Source organism: Paenibacillus apii (assembly GCF_011043685.1).
In the GTDB taxonomy this organism is placed as follows: domain Bacteria; phylum Bacillota; class Bacilli; order Paenibacillales; family Paenibacillaceae; genus Paenibacillus_AQ; species Paenibacillus_AQ sabinae.
This window is the reverse complement of record NZ_JAAKGU010000010.1, coordinates 88,763-103,632: the sequence shown is the minus strand read 5'-3', so window position 1 is coordinate 103,632 and position 14,870 is coordinate 88,763. Positions and strand designations below refer to the sequence as shown.

The following is a 14,870-nucleotide window of genomic DNA, read 5'->3' as shown; positions in this document are numbered from 1 at the left end:
TTGGAAGCTTGCGGCGCGAATTTGTTGATCACAGGAAAAAGCATAGGCATCCGCTGCCGGAAACGGGCAAATTATTTGCTTCGCGGGATAAGAGCCGAACAGACTTTACAAGTACGAGGTGATACGCAGTATTAGTAACGGCAAAACCACGAGGAACCAATCGCTTAATGGGGCACATGTCTGATGGATAACGTTAGATTAGGATGTGGAAGGGACTAAACGGAATTTCTCCACTATATTTTTTAAAAAAGGCGCTTTTTTCAGCCCTGAGCGGGAAAATCTCCATCCCATTTCGGGTATTTCAGCCAGCAATTAAGAAAAGCGGCCAATAAGCCGGAGTTTTTCCCGTTTATTGCCTGAACTCTCTTTTTTTCATGTAATAAAGAGGAGCTTTTCCCGTTCATCCCATGTGTTTAGCGCGGAACCGAGCTAAAGCACCTACGCAGTCCGCGTGTTAACCTTTAAGCGATTTCCTGACCTAACATCCGGCTTAATATTTACGCTGCTCGATCAGGTAAACTGGAGCATTGAAATGGGGGAATTGAGCGCTGATGGGGCTGAACAGTCCAGGAAGAACAAAAAATCAAACGGGGGACAGTATGCGAATAAACGAGCAATATTGGGAACGGCGGTTTGGCAGCGAAGGGATGATCTGGGGAACGGAGCCCAGCCCGACCGCCCTAGAGGCAAGGGAGCTGTTTTTGAAGCATGGCGTACGGACGGTGTTCGTTCCCGGAGCCGGTTACGGCCGCAATACGAAGGCATTCTCGCGGGACTTCATCGTGGAGGGAGTCGAACTTAGTGAAACCGCCGTGAAGCTGGCGGGGGAGTGGGACCCGGACAGCCTCATCCGCTGCGGCTCCGCGCTGGATGCTCCCGAAGAGGGTGAGCTCTTCGATGCGATATACTGCTACGACCTGCTGCATTTGTTTTTGGAGCCGGAGCGCCGGGAGCTGGTGGCGGCCTGCTTGTGCCGGCTTCGGCCGGGAGGACTTCTGTACTTCACCGGCTTCTCCGACGAGGACCCGTGCTGCGGGCGCGGTGAGCAGTTGGAACCAGGGACTTACCGGTATAAAGAAGGCAAATATGCGCATTTTTTCAGCGAGGATGACTGGAAGGCCCATTTCTCTGGAACGGAAATTCTGGAAACCGGCGCCTTGAGGGAGACTCTGGACGGTGCGGCGGAAGGCTTGCATGATTACATGCTGCGGACGATTGCTGCCCGGAAAAAAGGCTAGAAGGAACCGCCGGAGCCCCTGCGGTAAGCCTTCACACGCAACATGCCACAAATAGACCGCGCGTATCGGACGATCCTCGATATGTCCGCCGCACGGTCTCTGATAGGCCTGTCAATACTAGCTCAAATATTTCCCGTGGTCCGGGACAGCCATTTCTTTGAAATGGCCAGCCAATTCCTCAAGCCGGACGGTCAGCTCCGCCCCGCTTACAGGCAGGCCGTGGCCGGTCAGCGCTATCAGCGGCTTCATTCCGGCCAGCTTAACGACCGACTTCTCGGCGGCCGCCCAGTCGGTTGTAAAATAGGTCGGCGGCCCATGAATTTCCTTGTTCTGCTGAACGACGGAGAGAGCAGATTCCTGCTTAACGGTGATGAAGGCGTCCCCTGCAATAAGCGCCTTGTCAGCGTCACGAAACAGAGAAATATGCCCAGGAGTATGGCCGGGCGTATGCACCCAGCGCCATCCCTGTACCCCCGGAACACTGCCGTCCTCCGGCAGCGCAGATACCGCGCCGCCCAAATTGACTCCCCGGTGGGGATACAGGGGAGAAACCTCGGCCATCATACCTCCGCCGACGGAAGGGTCGCCCGGAGGATAGTTACGCTCGCCTGTCAGATAAGGGAGCTCCAGCAAATGGGCGAATACAGGGACGCTCCATTCTTCGATAAGTTCGCCAAGCGTGCCGACATGGTCGAAATGGCCGTGGGTCAGAATAATCGCCGCCGGCGGCCGGCCGAACCGTTCCCGTGCCAGCTTGCGGATGGTGCCGGCGAACATGCCGAGCCCAGCATCCACCAGAACCCAGTCGCCTCCGGCCTGCCCCAGAAAGGCAACATTGACGAACAGCGTCCTAAGACCGACGATGCCGGAAGCAACTTCCCACGTATCCGTTAAGCCCGTTTTCAGCATACTGCCTGATTCCAATACGAGCACCTCCTGTGCTTCTCGCTGGATCTATGATCCGTTTACCGCTTATCTTTTACCGGAGAAAGAAACATTAACCCTGCATTTCAAAAACAGCGCCCTAAAAAACAAACAGACCGTCCTTCGAAAAGGAAACGGTCCGAGTGATTTATGTATGATTGTCCTTATACCTCCGGGCGGGTACCGCGGCTCCGCAGAAGATCCCGAAGAATCCGCCGAGCAAGGCGAATTTCAAAGAAACCGGGTCCTGCCAGCCGAATAGTGCGCCGAGACTATGGCCCAGCGCCGTTCCGGCCAAGAACCCAAGCGACATTCTCAACGTTCGCGTTGTTCTCACTTCCGATCCACCGCCCCGCTAAAAGTATTGGGTGATGATCTACATTAACCGGGTGGGAGCGGAATTTAACAGCGAAATTGCAAATTATTGATGTTTCCTTGAAGGTACGCAGTCGGCGAACAGAATAGCCCGAGGTATCCGGAAAAACGCTTCCGCTTTTTCCTGCAGGGAAGGGGCCGGAAGCAGGCTGTGGTGCATCCATTTGCGGAACGTGCCGGGATGAACGCCGATCCACCGGGCTGCATCGGTGACCGAAAGGTCATGGACCATGCACAGTCCGGTCAGAATGTCGCTGCGATTCGGCTGAGCCGCTCTTCGTTTCATAAAGCGGGAAGAACCCGGCTGGCACAGGATTGGGCTTTGCCGAAGCAGCGCTTCGTTAAATAACACATGCTGCGGGTAACCGAGAAAATGGCAGGCTTTGTCCATATTCGTCTTGGACGGAATGCGGCTTTCATACACCCATGCGCTGACACTCCGCGAGGATACGGAGAGTTCTTCCGCAAGGCGGGAAAGCTTGATATCCCGGGACATTAGCACGGCGAGCAGCACGCGGTTGCGGATCTGGCTTCTTTGGGGACGGCGGAATCTTTTGATCCGGACGCCTTTTCCCAAATACTTGCGGTTGACCAGAGACCACGCCTGTATCATATAAGGCTCTGACTGATTTGTAGGCATACAATCCTCCGATTTTTTAAAAATATACTACAATACTTGTCCGTTTTAAGGCAATGGTTATTCCTTACACTTCACATCCTGGCGCACATTCCTTTCGGAAAACGGGGGGGTATGATATATTTTAATAAACTTGTATGAAACAACGATAATCCAATCACAGGGAGCGAATGAAATGATAAAGCACATCGTATTTTTTAAGCTGAAGGACGGTTCGGAGGAGAACGTAGCCAAGACCGTGGCGGTACTGCGCAACATGGAAGGGAAAATACCGCAGCTGCTCTCGCTCGAGATCGGTCAAGACATCCTGCGCACCGAGCGTTCGTTCGATATCGCCCTGACCGCGACCGTGGCCAGTCTGGAAGACCTTGAACAGTACCAGGTACATCCTGCGCACAAGGAAGTTATTGCTCATATCAACGAGGTCAAGGAGCTCTCATTGGCCGTGGATTACGAGATCTGACCGAAACAGGGATTTATCTGACCTGGGGCACAGCCATCTCATAACGGAAAGCGGTGACTGGTATGCGTGAGCTGGAATACCCGATGGAAGCGTTAACGTATCTTGTCGTGTTTTTTGCGGCCTGTGGGATCATGCTTTTCTGGCTGAAGCGCCGCGGCAAACGCCGTAAATAGAAAGGAGCGCCACCTAATGTACTATGTTAATCGCGGGCAAATTGAGCGCATTTTGCGGCAAATCCCCGATATTGCGGACGGACTAAGAATGGCGGCGTCTTCCTGGGATGGAGGAACCGTCTGGGGAATGGTGCAGGAGCGCTGCCTTCACCTCGCCATTGAAGTCGTTACCGATGCCGGAAGCTGTCTGATCGACGGCTTCATTATGCGCGATGCGGGGAGCTATGAGGATATCGTCACGATCATTTACGAAGAGTCGGTATTTCGCGACCAAGAGATGTATGACCGGCTGATTGAGCTGGTCTCGCTGCGGAAGCCGCTGGTGCAGGAATATTACGACTGGGAACGGGGGCGCCTGCATCCGCTGACAGCCGTGCTCCCCGAGCTGCTGATGCGCTTTGCATCCGAGATCCAAGACTATTTGAATCGGGAGCTTGAAATCGCCCGGCCGGTGCGTGAAGCTCCACCGAAGCCCGTATAGAATCTTTAGCAGAAGGGAGGTCTGAGGGGTGAAGAGAGGGCAGGAGAACGGTTCAACGAGGCGAATCATTATGACGCTCCTAAAAATGAAAGGCCCGCAGACCATCGGCGCGCTTGCCGAGGAGCTCGGCATTACCGAAATGGGGGTAAGGCGCCATGTCCTCCAGCTGGAGAGAGAGGGTCTGGCAAGAAACCGGATTGTGCGCCAGGCCATGGGCCGGCCGATGCATATGTATTCGCTGACGGAAAGAGCCGAGGATTATTTTCCAAAAAATTATCATAATCTTGCGCTGGAGCTTCTGCGCGAACTGGACCACACCAGCGGAACCGAGGCCGTAAACGTCCTGTTTGAGGGACGGCGGCGCAGGCTTCTGGCGCAGTACAGTCCCATGATGGAGCGCAGGGACCTCGAAGAACGTGTGGCGGAGCTGTCCGCCATCCAGAACTCGGGAGGTTATATGGCGGAGTGGGACCGGGAGGATGACGGGTCTTTTGTGCTCCGGGAGTATAACTGCCCTATCCGCCAGGTTGCGGTTCAGTACCGCCGTGCGTGCGAGTGCGAGCAGCATTTGTTTGAGGAGCTGCTGGAAGCAAAGGTCTCGCGGAGCGAGTGCATGGCCGACGGCGGACAGTGCTGTAAATATTCGATCAGACCGAAGGTTTAGTCGTAAAGGAGACGCACTGCTTGTCTTTTTCTTATCTTCGTTAAAAAAGTTCTTCACCAGTCACAGGACAAACTCTCTTTGCTTATGATAAAGCAGGATCTAGGCATTCGCCCGTAAAGGAGAGATGTAAGATGAAGAAGAACACGAAAAGCCTGCTCTGGGGAATCGTTGCCGGAGGAGCCGTCGGTTCGGTAACCGCCCTGCTGCTGGCGCCCAAAGCCGGAAAAGAGCTGCGCAAGGATATTTCGGACGGAGCCACTGTTACGATCGATAAAGCCCAGGAACTTGTCCACCAGGCTGCGGACAAAGGCGCGGAATGGTACGGCAAAGCCAAGGATTCTGTCGATCTGGTCATTCAGGAAGTGGCGGACTGGAGCAAACAGTTCGTCGGAGAAGATGAGCCTGAAGCGGTGACGGTAAGCTCAATTGCCGATACCGGGGCGACAGCGGAATCCGTAAAAGCGTCTTTCGAAGATGAAGCCGTCGTGTCCTCGGCGGATCTTGCAGGCGATGAGGCCGGGAAACAGGCATAGCGCAGGGTTCTGGAGCGGCGGGGAAAATCGGGTCCCGGGAGCCGCTGGGGCATCGCACCTAATTACGACCGGTTCATACAGCAGGACAGCATGCCCTTGAAAGGCCGCTGCTTCGCTCTTTAAAGCGAGCAGGCGCCTTTCAAGGGCATTCATTTTTACGGAGACTCCTGCCCTTGAACTGGAAAGCCAAAAGGAGTATTATCTGCAATTGGGACAGGAAGCCCGGTACACTTTGCTTCCGCCTTACATAAGCTATTCAAAACAAGATGAAGGAAGCGGTGTGTTCGTGCAGCAAGCTATTGCAATACTAGATTCAGGCGTGGGAGGGTTGACGGTTGCCAAGGAAGTCATGAGGCAGCTCCCGCGGGAAAAAATCATTTATTTCGGAGACACCGCCCGCGCCCCGTACGGACCCCGTTCGTCCGAAGAAGTCAAAGTGTTCACCGAGCAAATTGTCGATTACCTTATTCAATTTAATCCCAAACTGATCGTGATTGCCTGCAATACGGCGACCGCGGCAGCTCTCGATTATATATCGGACAAAGTGGACATCCCGGTCATCGGTGTGATTCACCCTGGCGCCCGCGCGGCGATCAGCGCGACCAAGACGGGCAGGGTAGGCGTTATCGGGACCGTCGGAACGATCGGCAGCGGGGCTTACACCGCTGCGCTGAAGCAGCTGTCGCCTTATATTGAGGTGGTCAGTCAGGCATGCCCGGCGCTTGTCCCCCTGGTCGAACAGGGTATGTTCCGTTCGAAGGAATCCGATCAGGCGGTAATTGAATCATTGAACGGCATAAAGCATGAGCCGATCGACACCCTGATCCTCGGCTGCACGCATTACCCGTTTCTGGTCGAGCCGATCGGCCGGGCGATGGGGCCTGGCGTCAAGCTGATCAGCTCCGCGGACGAGACGGCGCGCGAGATCAGCACGATTTTATATGACAAGGGGAAGCTGGCGAGAGGGGACGACAGTCCCGTTCATCAATTCTTCTGCAGCGGCGACGCCGGCATCTTCCAGAAGATCGCCATGGACTGGCTTGGTGAACAGATCAAGCGAACGCCGGTCGTTTGGCAGGTATCGTCGCTTGAGCCCATGGATGTCTGAACGGTACTCTAGATAATTTTACAGAACTTATGTATATACTTTCCTTCGGAAACGGCCGGGCTGCCTGAAGCCCGGCCGTTCTTTGCGTGGAATCTTTTATTACGCTCTCCGCATACAATTAAAGAACTCCCATTGAACTATGGCCGCTAGCTGCAGCAGGATGCTTTATATCTGCACAGCCATCATTAGAAGAGCAGCGGAGAGGATGAGAAGGTATGCTTCAATATATTGTCCGAAAAGGAGACACCTTGGCGCGGATTGCGGCGGCTCACGGACTTGCTCCGGAAAATGTGATCCACGGCAATCCCTGGGCGGCGGTCCAGCCTTACCTTTATCCGGGGCAGGTGCTGTTTCTCCCTGCCATCCAGCGGAGGAGGCATGCGGCGCAGGATGGGGAATCTGCCCGGGATGTAGCGGATCTCTATGGAGTCAGTATAGAGGCGCTGATCAAGCTTAATCCGAGACTATCTCCGGACGGGTCCTGCACGCCCGGAACCATACTTGTGATCCCGCCGTCCGAACGTACGGCGATTGTGAAGATGCGCGGCGAGTACGGACCGAGAGAACTCGGGGATGATATCGGCAGGCTGACCGCGAAATATCCGTTTATTTCGGCCGGCACGATCGGCGCAAGCGTCCTCGGCCAGCCGCTTCATCTGCTGCGGATCGGCACCGGCAGCCGATGTCTGCATGTCAACGCGGCGATTCATGCCAATGAATGGCTGACTTCGCCGTGTCTGCTGTCCTTTCTCGAGCAGTACGCCGATGCCTATGCGGACGGCCGGAAGTGGAACGGTCACAGCCCCGAAGGCTGGTTCAGCAATTGGACGCTGTGGGCCGTTCCAATGGCGAATCCCGACGGCGTGGAACTGGTGCAGGAGGGAGCTGGCCCGGGGCATCCATACCGCCGGGAACTGACGGAATGGAACAGCGGCCGGCACAGCTTCCGCCACTGGAAGGCCAACATCCGGGGCGTCGACCTCGGGGACCAGTTCCCGGCCTTTTGGGACGAAGAGCAGTCGCGGCGGGGAGCGGCCGGGCCTTCTCCGCGAGATTATGGAGGCCCTTCGCCGCTCAGTGAGCCGGAGGCTGCCGCTCTTGCCGAGCTGTGCGAGAAGGCCCCGCCGGACATAGCGGTGTCGCTCCATAGCCAAGGCCAGGAAATTTACTGGAACTACCGGGGGTATGAGCCGCCGGAGAGCCGGGAACTTGCGGAACGCCTGGCGAAGGCCGGCGGCTACCGGGCCGTTACATTGACAGGGAGCGACGCCGGGTTCAAGGACTGGTTCATTATGAAATTCGGAAAGCCGGGATTCACCGTGGAGCTGGGACTTGGAAGAAATCCGCTTCCGCTGGAGGATTTTGAAGGCATGGCTCTGGAAACGGGGCTCATTCTGGCGTCTATTTTGTCCGGGTAAAACGGATTGAAACATTTTCAGGAAAGCTGCGTAATCTAATGTAGAGGGTATGGCCGTAACTTCGCGTAAAAGCTGTTAAACGGCCGTACCCTTTTCTACGGAAAGGAGGCTGAAGGTGAAACTGAAGAAGCTGTTGTCGCTGAAAGGCTGGTCCACCGTGCTGCGGGGCACTTGGAAGTATTTGATCTCCCCCCGCGTTGCGATAGGGGACAAGCTCCTGTTCACAATTCCGGCTCTGCTGTACTGGGTGCTTCCCGATGTCATGCCTTTTATGCCGGTTGACGATATCGGCGTGTCGATGCTGCTTATGGCCTGGTTCGTTTCCAGAATGGACCGCAAATACCCGTCGCTCCGCAGCGGAAGATAAAATTCGAGGCATGGATGGTTGCATAATGCGGCTGTTATCCTTTAAAATAGATTACCGAGTATTTAAATCCAGTTGTCAGGAGATGGACGGATCATGAATGTGAAAATTACCCGCAACGCGGCTAAAGTTATAAAGAAACAGATGGACTTGGAAGAAAACAAAGATCTCAAGCTGCGGGTGCTGATTACCCACGCGCACGGCGATCATGCCCACTACGGCCTCGATTTGGACACGCCCAAGGAGAACGACGAAGTTATTCCAACCGACAAGGATATTGACGTTATTCTGGAGAAGGGCCAGCCGCTGCTTGACGGCGTAAAGGTCGATTATCTGTATTTTCCGCAGGAAGGCTTTGTCATTACCAATCCGTCCAAAGGCAATCACGGCGACCACTAATCCGGCCCATAGGAGGCTTGGACAGATTGGATCGCGCATAGAAGGGAACTGCAATGGCTAACGATATACGCATCTGCGACAAATGCAATCATATGAGCATCAAGAGCGTGCTCCCCAAGCTCCGTAAAATGGCGCCGGACGCCGAGATCAAAATCGGCTGCAAGTCCTACTGCGGTCCGTGCGGCAAGCGTGCGTTCATTTATATCAACGGGCGCTACGTCAGCGCTCCGACCGAGGACGAGGTGCTGAAGAAAGCGGAGCCTTTTGTGAAGCGCCCCGTTGTCAAAGAGTAATATTTGGAACGTGCGATCTCCATCTGAAGTCGAAGCAGCGCCGTTATGGATTAAGGCCGATTTCACAGCTTAAGCTGTGAAGCGGCCTTTTTGCTTCGGGAACGGTACGGCAGCAATCAACGGTGCTCCTTCCTAACCGGTATGCGGACAGGTTGGCAATAAAGTCAAGCGTGATATAATAGCTTTGTTGTATGAAATGGTGCGTGTTACATAGAAAGGAGCAAAGCAAATGAAGCAGCTATCGGATACCATATTGCTGAACAACGGCGTCGCCATGCCATGCTACGGCCTTGGAACGTATAAAGCGGAAGGCAATGAGGTGGAACGTGCGGTGACAGAGGCGCTGGAGCTGGGCTACCGGGCTATCGATACGGCGTCCCTGTACGGGAACGAGCAGGAAGTGGGGCGGGCCATCCGGGCCAGCGGTCTGCGCAGGGAAGACGTATTCGTCACAACCAAGGTATGGAATGAAGATCAGGGCTATGACCGGGCGCTGGCCGCTTTTGAGAAGAGCCGGGAGGCGCTGGGGCTGGATGTGATCGACTTATACCTGATTCATTGGCCTGGTGTGAACAAATACAAGGATACGTGGCGCGCGCTTGAGCGTCTGTACGAAGAAGGCAGCGTGCGCGCGATTGGTGTCAGCAACTTCCAGATACATCATCTGGAGTCGCTCATGAAAGACAGCCATACCGTTCCGGTCGTGAACCAGGTCGAGCTGCATCCCCGTCTGAGACAGCGGCCGCTGCATGATTTCTGCTTGCTGAACAATATCCAGATCGAAGCCTGGGCCCCGCTTATGAAAGGAAAACTGCAGGATAACGAGATTCTCGCATCCATCGCGCGAATGCATGGCAAAACGGTGTCCCAAGTCATCCTTCGCTGGGAGCTGCAGCATGACATCGTCACGATTCCGAAATCGGTAACGCCTTCCCGGATCAAGGAGAACAGTGAAATCTTCGATTTCAACCTGTCTGAGGAGGAAATGAACGCCATCGATACGCTGGATACCGGGGAACGCATCGGCAGACATCCGGACGAGCTGGAGTTCTGAAGAGCCGAAAGCAGATACGGCATTATTGAACATAAATCAATAACGATTGCAAAAAGAAACAGGCAGGCTGCGGGGATATCGCAGCCTGCCTGTATTTTAGCGGTTATGCCGGGCCCGTCGGTTGTCCTCCGATCTCAAGCGACTGAATCCGATTGTATCCGGGCCGGTTCAACTATGCTCCATCCGTTTCCTTCTTCGGCGCTCTCGGCGGCAGCGGACCGAAGAACTGATAATACTGGCACTCGATTCGTCCGTTATACAGCTTGCGCCGCTTGTCCGCCTTGCGTCCGAAGTAGTGCTCGAACTGCTTGGAAGGACTGATGGCGAAGAAGGACCAGTTAGGCAGATGGAGCATCATCTGTCCGAATTGGCGGATGAGCTTCTCCACTTCTTTATCATCGCTCAGCCGCTCCCCATAAGGCGGATTGGTGATGATGCAGCCGTAATCGCCCTCCGGCCTTGCTTTGGCGGCGGGAAGGACGGAGAAAGCGATCTCGCCGGACAGGCCCGCGCTCTTCGCTGCGGCCTGAGCGACTTCGATCGCCTTCGGATCGATGTCGCTGCCGGCAAGCTGCAGCGGAATGTCGTCCCGCACGGCGTCGAAGGCTTCCTCGCGGGCCGTCTGCCACGCTTCCGGCGGGATCGCCGGCCAATGTTCAGACGGGAATGAGCGCCGGAGGCCGGGCGCGATATTCCAGGCCATCATGGCCGCCTCGATCAGAAACGTGCCCGACCCGCAGCAGGGGTCGTACAGAGGGCGGCTGCCGTTCCAGCGGCTGAGCTTCAGCATTGCGGCGGCCATCGTCTCTTTGATCGGCGCTTCTGTAACCAGCTTGCGGTAGCCTCGCTTATGCAGCGCGGGACCGGTGGTGTCCAGCGTAATCAGCGCGATGTCATTCAGCAGCGTGACCTCGATAACGTAGCGCGGCCCGTTCTCGGGGAACCAGTCGGTTCGGTAATACTGCTTCAGCTTCTCAACGACCGCTTTTTTGACGATGCCCTGCGCGGCCGGAACGCTGCTGAGCTGCGATTTGTGCGAGCGGCCTTCCACCGGAAATTCGCCGTGCTCTGGAATCCAATCCTGCCAGGGAAGCGCCTTAACGCCTTCGAACAGCTCGTCAAAGGTCTTGGCCGGAAATTGCCCCATGTTGATCAGAACCCGGTCCGAGGTGCGCAGCCACAGGTTGCAGCGGCAGATGTCGATGACATCTCCGCTGAAGTGAACGCGTCCGTTCTCGGTAGCCGTTTCATAGCCCATTTCATTTAATTCGCGCGCGACGACAGCCTCGAGCCCCATCGGGGCGGTGGCAATCAATTGCAGTTTACTCAAGAATCTCAACTCCGTTGCTTGTAGGGATGTGCGTATTGCCGTTACAATCGATAAGAAACATTTTGCCCTAAAAATCAGGTGCGGTACCCGTTTCTCACAGAAATTAGTACGTTCTAAGTATAGGTGAAGGAAGGACGTATCACAACGTCCCGCCTGCGCCGGGGTGGCCGAATGCCTTCATCAGAATAAAGAAAGCGATAAAAAGGAGAACTGACATGCTTAATCAGGAGCAATATTTCAATCAGGAACAATACAGCGAGCGGCTCTATGAAGAGGATGAGCTTCTGCTGTCGGTAAAGGAAGCCATCCGGAATGGCGGCATGCCCGAAGTGTCGATTGCTCCGGGCTACGGAAGGCTGCTGGGCATGCTCGTCTCGCTGTCCCGTTCGTCAAGCGTGCTTGAAATCGGGGCGCTCGGCGGCTACAGCGGCATTTGCCTTGCCCGCGGGCTTGCTCCGGGCGGAACGTTGACCTCCTTGGAGCTGAAGCCGGAATACGCTGAAATGGCCCGCCGTCACCTGGAGCAGGCGGGGTTCGGTGGCATCGTGGAATATCGCACTGGGCCCGCGCTGGACAGCCTATCCAAGCTCCAGGAAGAAGGCCGGACCTTTGATTTCTTTTTTATCGACGCGGACAAGGAGAATTATCCGAACTATCTGGAGTACGCCATCCGGCTTGCCAATCCGGGGGCGATTATCGCCGGAGACAATATTTTTCTTCGCGGCCGGACGCTGAACGCGGACAAGAACGGACCGGCAGTGCAGGCGATGCGCCGTTTCAACGAAATGATCGCAAGCGACAGCCGCCTGACCAGTACGCTGCTCCCCGCCTATGACGGTCTGGCTCTGGCGATGGTGAAATAGTATGAAATGCGGACGGCCTGGACCGCGGTTTAGCGGAACAGCCTGATCGGGGTAGCCTTGTACAACATCATGCGTACCCATAACGTATTGATCAGCAGCATGGCGCCGGAAACGATGAATATCCCTTCAATGCCAATATAGCCCGCCAGGAAGCCGCCTATCAGCGACCCTAGCATATTGCCGAGGGCCAGCGTGCTGCTGTTGAAGCCGAAGGCCCGGCTCTCCTTGCCGTCCGGTGTATAAGAACGGATTAAGGCGTTCACGCTCGGAAGAAGTCCGCCCATGAAGACGCCCATCAAAAAACGGACGAATATGAGCTGCCAGACGCTGCTGACGAACGCCTGCGGAATAACAAACAATGAAGCGCCAATCAGGGCGTAGGTCAGTATCCGGTGGGCGCCGACCTTGTCGCTGAGTCTGCCGAGCACCGGCGAGGCGAGCATGTTCGAGACTCCGGTGACAGCGCTGACAACGCCTGCCCAGAACGCGATGTTAACTGCGGTCCCATGCAGCCTCTCGACATAGAGCGGCAGCAGGGCCATCGGGCTGATCATGGCGAACTGGATCAGAAAGGTGACGGCGAACAGCGCCGGAAGCTGCGGAACCTTGATGAGATCCTTAAGCCCTTCAAATGTGGAAACTTGCGGCTTGTGAGCGGCTTCCTCGCGGTTGAAGTTCTCTTTGACCAGAAACAGGGCGAGCAGAGAAGCGATGAACAGCAGCAAGCCGATTACATAAAAAATCGGACGGAATCCGATCCAGTCCGCGAGCAGTCCGCCGATCAGCGGTCCGAGAATCGTTCCGGCCACAGAGCCGGACTGCATCAGGCCCATGGCGAAGCCCATCCGATGTTTCGGCGCCGTACCCGAGACGAGCGAGATGGAGGCGGGATTGAATCCGGAGATGGTCCCGTTGAGCAGCCGCAGCAGGAGCAGCTGCCAGGGCGTCTGCGCAAAGCCCATCAGCGAGATGACGATCGCCATGCCGAAGCCGGAGCGCAGCAGCATGATTTTGCGGCCGTATTTGTCGGAAAGCGAGCCCCACAGCGGCTGAAACAGAAACGATGTCATAAAGTTGGCGGAAAATATGATACCGGCCCATATCCCGACGGCGTTTCCCTGCACACCGAGGTTCTTGGCCAGATAGAGGGACAGGAAAGGGGTAATCATCGTCATCCCCGCATTGACAAGAAATTGTCCAAACCAAAGCACATAGAGATTGATCTGCCAAGGTTCCCAGGATTTCCACTTTTTCAATGTGCTTTCACATCCTTTCAACTTACGCGATCATTCACGAAGATGACATTCCAAAAGTATACCATATTTTTCTGCCCAGCTTGAGACGCATTTTTGCCGTTGTCAAGGAATTGTCATGCCTTGTAAGGTGTGACGGTTGTTACATTCTTTTAAAAAGGGCATAATATATTTTGAGAAAATTTTATCTAAAACATATGGAGACTTTATCATGACCTATAACGATACATTTATCCGCGCCTGCAGGAAGCAGGAGACGGAGCACGTCCCCGTATGGTATATGCGGCAGGCCGGCCGCTACGATCCCGAATACCGGGCGATCAAAGAGAAGTACTCGCTGCTGGAGATCAGCAGACAACCCGAACTGGCGGCCGAAATTACGATGATGCCGGTGCGCAAACTGGGTGTGGATGCAGCCATTTTATATTCCGATATCATGAATCCGGTAGCTTCCATCGGTGTCGAGTTCGACATTGTCAAAAATATCGGGCCTGTCATCGAACAGCCGATCCGAAGCTCGGCCGACGTAGAGCGGCTGCGGCCTGTGGACGTGGAAGGCGATCTCGCTCATATTCTGGAGACAATCGCGATTCTGGATAAGGAGCTTCAGGTGCCGCTGATCACGTTCGCCGGCGCTCCCTTCACGATCGCGAGCTACCTGATCGAAGGCAGGCCTTCCAAAAGCTATATCCGTACCAAGGAGCTGATGTACAGCGAGCCTCTTGTATGGGCAAAGCTGATGGACAAGCTCGGTGATATGGTCATCGCCTATTTGCGGGCTCATGTCCGCAGCGGAGGCAAAGCGTTCCAGCTGTTCGACAGCTGGGTCGGAGCACTGTCGCCGCAGGATTTTGAAATCTTCGTTCTGCCGACGATCACTCGTATTTTTGCCGAATTATCGGATTTGGATGTGCCCAAAATTTATTTTCCGGGCGTAAGCTCGGGAGAACTGCTGCCGACTCTCTCCGGACTTCAGGCGGATGTGATCGGTCTGGACTGGCGGGTGTCGCTGGCCGAAGGCCGCCGCAGAACCGGAGACCGATTTGCGGTGCAGGGCAATCTGGACCCTTATCTCCTGACCGCTCCGATGGAGCTTATCAAAGAGCGCGCCAAAGCGCTGATTGACGAAGGCATCCAGGAACCTGGTTACGTGTTCAACCTGGGGCATGGTCTGTTCCCCGAGGCGTCTCTGGAGAAGCTGCGCGAGCTGACGGAGTACATCCACGGCTATTCCAGGGAAGCGCTGGCGCTGCGGAAAGCAGAACAGCCGCACTCCTAACTATTCGCGCATCATTAAATC

18 protein-coding genes are annotated in these 14,870 nt (G+C 55.3%); 13 read left to right on the top strand and 5 right to left on the bottom strand.

The window, feature by feature from the left end:
• Positions 1 to 599: 599 nt before the first annotated feature.
• Positions 600 to 1,238 carry a class I SAM-dependent methyltransferase gene (locus G5B47_RS19360; RefSeq protein WP_165101564.1) on the top strand — a complete coding sequence of 213 codons (639 nt, stop codon included), beginning with the start codon at positions 600 to 602 and terminating at the stop codon, positions 1,236 to 1,238.
• 117 nt (positions 1,239 to 1,355) lie between these two features.
• Here the strand turns inward: G5B47_RS19360 and G5B47_RS19355 are convergent, their stop codons facing one another.
• From G5B47_RS19355 to G5B47_RS19345, 3 genes are all read right to left on the bottom strand, one after another.
• Entirely contained in the window at positions 1,356 to 2,147 is a 792-nt protein-coding gene (locus G5B47_RS19355; RefSeq protein WP_165101778.1) for an MBL fold metallo-hydrolase, read from the bottom strand.
• Positions 2,148 to 2,310: 163 nt separating this feature from the next.
• Positions 2,311 to 2,499, bottom strand: coding sequence for a hypothetical protein (locus tag G5B47_RS19350; protein ID WP_165101561.1), 189 nt, complete (start codon positions 2,497 to 2,499; stop codon positions 2,311 to 2,313).
• A gap of 84 nt (positions 2,500 to 2,583) precedes the next feature.
• Positions 2,584 to 3,177: a helix-turn-helix domain-containing protein gene (locus tag G5B47_RS19345; protein ID WP_165101559.1), complete on the bottom strand. Its 594-nt coding sequence runs from the start codon at positions 3,175 to 3,177 to the stop codon at positions 2,584 to 2,586.
• A gap of 172 nt (positions 3,178 to 3,349) precedes the next feature.
• Here G5B47_RS19345 and G5B47_RS19340 point away from each other — a divergent pair, with 172 nt between their 5' ends.
• From G5B47_RS19340 to G5B47_RS19295, 10 genes are all read left to right on the top strand, one after another.
• Positions 3,350 to 3,637, top strand: a complete 288-nt coding sequence (locus G5B47_RS19340; RefSeq protein WP_165101556.1) for a Dabb family protein — start codon at positions 3,350 to 3,352, stop codon at positions 3,635 to 3,637.
• 189 nt (positions 3,638 to 3,826) lie between these two features.
• A complete protein-coding gene (locus G5B47_RS19335; RefSeq protein ID WP_165101554.1) occupies positions 3,827 to 4,291 on the top strand; it encodes a DUF86 domain-containing protein in 465 nt (154 codons plus the stop codon).
• 28 nt (positions 4,292 to 4,319) lie between these two features.
• Complete coding sequence (locus tag G5B47_RS19330; RefSeq protein WP_328804588.1) at positions 4,320 to 4,955, top strand: helix-turn-helix transcriptional regulator; 636 nt, start codon at positions 4,320 to 4,322, stop codon at positions 4,953 to 4,955.
• A gap of 131 nt (positions 4,956 to 5,086) precedes the next feature.
• Complete coding sequence (locus tag G5B47_RS19325; protein WP_165101551.1) at positions 5,087 to 5,488, top strand: YtxH domain-containing protein; 402 nt, start codon at positions 5,087 to 5,089, stop codon at positions 5,486 to 5,488.
• Positions 5,489 to 5,774: 286 nt separating this feature from the next.
• A complete protein-coding gene (gene racE, locus G5B47_RS19320; protein ID WP_165101548.1) occupies positions 5,775 to 6,596 on the top strand; it encodes a glutamate racemase in 822 nt (273 codons plus the stop codon).
• Between the two features lie 215 nt (positions 6,597 to 6,811).
• A complete protein-coding gene (locus tag G5B47_RS19315; protein ID WP_165101545.1) occupies positions 6,812 to 8,014 on the top strand; it encodes a M14 family metallopeptidase in 1,203 nt (400 codons plus the stop codon).
• 115 nt (positions 8,015 to 8,129) lie between these two features.
• Positions 8,130 to 8,381: a hypothetical protein gene (locus tag G5B47_RS19310; protein ID WP_165101543.1), complete on the top strand. Its 252-nt coding sequence runs from the start codon at positions 8,130 to 8,132 to the stop codon at positions 8,379 to 8,381.
• 93 nt (positions 8,382 to 8,474) lie between these two features.
• Positions 8,475 to 8,777, top strand: a complete 303-nt coding sequence (locus G5B47_RS19305) for a HesB/IscA family protein (protein WP_165101540.1) — start codon at positions 8,475 to 8,477, stop codon at positions 8,775 to 8,777.
• A 53-nt stretch (positions 8,778 to 8,830) separates the two neighbouring features.
• Positions 8,831 to 9,070 (top strand): DUF1450 domain-containing protein, encoded by a 240-nt coding sequence (locus G5B47_RS19300; protein ID WP_025334392.1) that lies wholly within the window; start codon positions 8,831 to 8,833, stop codon positions 9,068 to 9,070.
• 229 nt (positions 9,071 to 9,299) lie between these two features.
• On the top strand, positions 9,300 to 10,124 hold the full coding sequence (locus G5B47_RS19295) for an aldo/keto reductase (protein ID WP_165101537.1): 825 nt from the start codon (positions 9,300 to 9,302) through the stop codon (positions 10,122 to 10,124).
• Positions 10,125 to 10,296: 172 nt separating this feature from the next.
• On the opposite strand, the gene G5B47_RS19290 is transcribed toward G5B47_RS19295, so the two are convergent.
• Complete coding sequence (locus G5B47_RS19290) at positions 10,297 to 11,454, bottom strand: THUMP domain-containing class I SAM-dependent RNA methyltransferase (protein ID WP_165101534.1); 1,158 nt, start codon at positions 11,452 to 11,454, stop codon at positions 10,297 to 10,299.
• A gap of 215 nt (positions 11,455 to 11,669) precedes the next feature.
• On the opposite strand from G5B47_RS19290, the gene G5B47_RS19285 reads away from it, so the two are divergent.
• Positions 11,670 to 12,317 carry an O-methyltransferase gene (locus G5B47_RS19285; RefSeq protein ID WP_165101532.1) on the top strand — a complete coding sequence of 216 codons (648 nt, stop codon included), beginning with the start codon at positions 11,670 to 11,672 and terminating at the stop codon, positions 12,315 to 12,317.
• A gap of 29 nt (positions 12,318 to 12,346) precedes the next feature.
• On the opposite strand, the gene G5B47_RS19280 is transcribed toward G5B47_RS19285, so the two are convergent.
• Positions 12,347 to 13,573 (bottom strand): MFS transporter, encoded by a 1,227-nt coding sequence (locus G5B47_RS19280; protein WP_025334396.1) that lies wholly within the window; start codon positions 13,571 to 13,573, stop codon positions 12,347 to 12,349.
• Positions 13,574 to 13,781: 208 nt separating this feature from the next.
• Here G5B47_RS19280 and hemE point away from each other — a divergent pair, with 208 nt between their 5' ends.
• Positions 13,782 to 14,849 (top strand): uroporphyrinogen decarboxylase, encoded by a 1,068-nt coding sequence (gene hemE / locus G5B47_RS19275; protein WP_165101529.1) that lies wholly within the window; start codon positions 13,782 to 13,784, stop codon positions 14,847 to 14,849.
• Positions 14,850 to 14,870 lie beyond the last annotated feature (21 nt).

What these genes read in the sequence shown, in the direction of transcription:
- G5B47_RS19300 (WP_025334392.1), top strand. Translation starts at nt 8,831, where the DNA reads ATGGCTAACGATATACGCATCTGCGACAAATGCAATCATATGAGCATC.
- G5B47_RS19340 (WP_165101556.1), top strand. Translation starts at nt 3,350, where the DNA reads ATGATAAAGCACATCGTATTTTTTAAGCTGAAGGACGGTTCGGAGGAG.
- G5B47_RS19315 (WP_165101545.1), top strand. Translation starts at nt 6,812, where the DNA reads ATGCTTCAATATATTGTCCGAAAAGGAGACACCTTGGCGCGGATTGCG.
- G5B47_RS19325 (WP_165101551.1), top strand. Translation starts at nt 5,087, where the DNA reads ATGAAGAAGAACACGAAAAGCCTGCTCTGGGGAATCGTTGCCGGAGGA.
- G5B47_RS19285 (WP_165101532.1), top strand. Translation starts at nt 11,670, where the DNA reads ATGCTTAATCAGGAGCAATATTTCAATCAGGAACAATACAGCGAGCGG.
- G5B47_RS19305 (WP_165101540.1), top strand. Translation starts at nt 8,475, where the DNA reads ATGAATGTGAAAATTACCCGCAACGCGGCTAAAGTTATAAAGAAACAG.
- G5B47_RS19360 (WP_165101564.1), top strand. Translation starts at nt 600, where the DNA reads ATGCGAATAAACGAGCAATATTGGGAACGGCGGTTTGGCAGCGAAGGG.
- G5B47_RS19355 (WP_165101778.1), bottom strand. Translation starts at nt 2,147, where the DNA reads ATGCTGAAAACGGGCTTAACGGATACGTGGGAAGTTGCTTCCGGCATC.
- G5B47_RS19295 (WP_165101537.1), top strand. Translation starts at nt 9,300, where the DNA reads ATGAAGCAGCTATCGGATACCATATTGCTGAACAACGGCGTCGCCATG.
- hemE (WP_165101529.1), top strand. Translation starts at nt 13,782, where the DNA reads ATGACCTATAACGATACATTTATCCGCGCCTGCAGGAAGCAGGAGACG.
- G5B47_RS19335 (WP_165101554.1), top strand. Translation starts at nt 3,827, where the DNA reads ATGTACTATGTTAATCGCGGGCAAATTGAGCGCATTTTGCGGCAAATC.
- G5B47_RS19345 (WP_165101559.1), bottom strand. Translation starts at nt 3,177, where the DNA reads ATGCCTACAAATCAGTCAGAGCCTTATATGATACAGGCGTGGTCTCTG.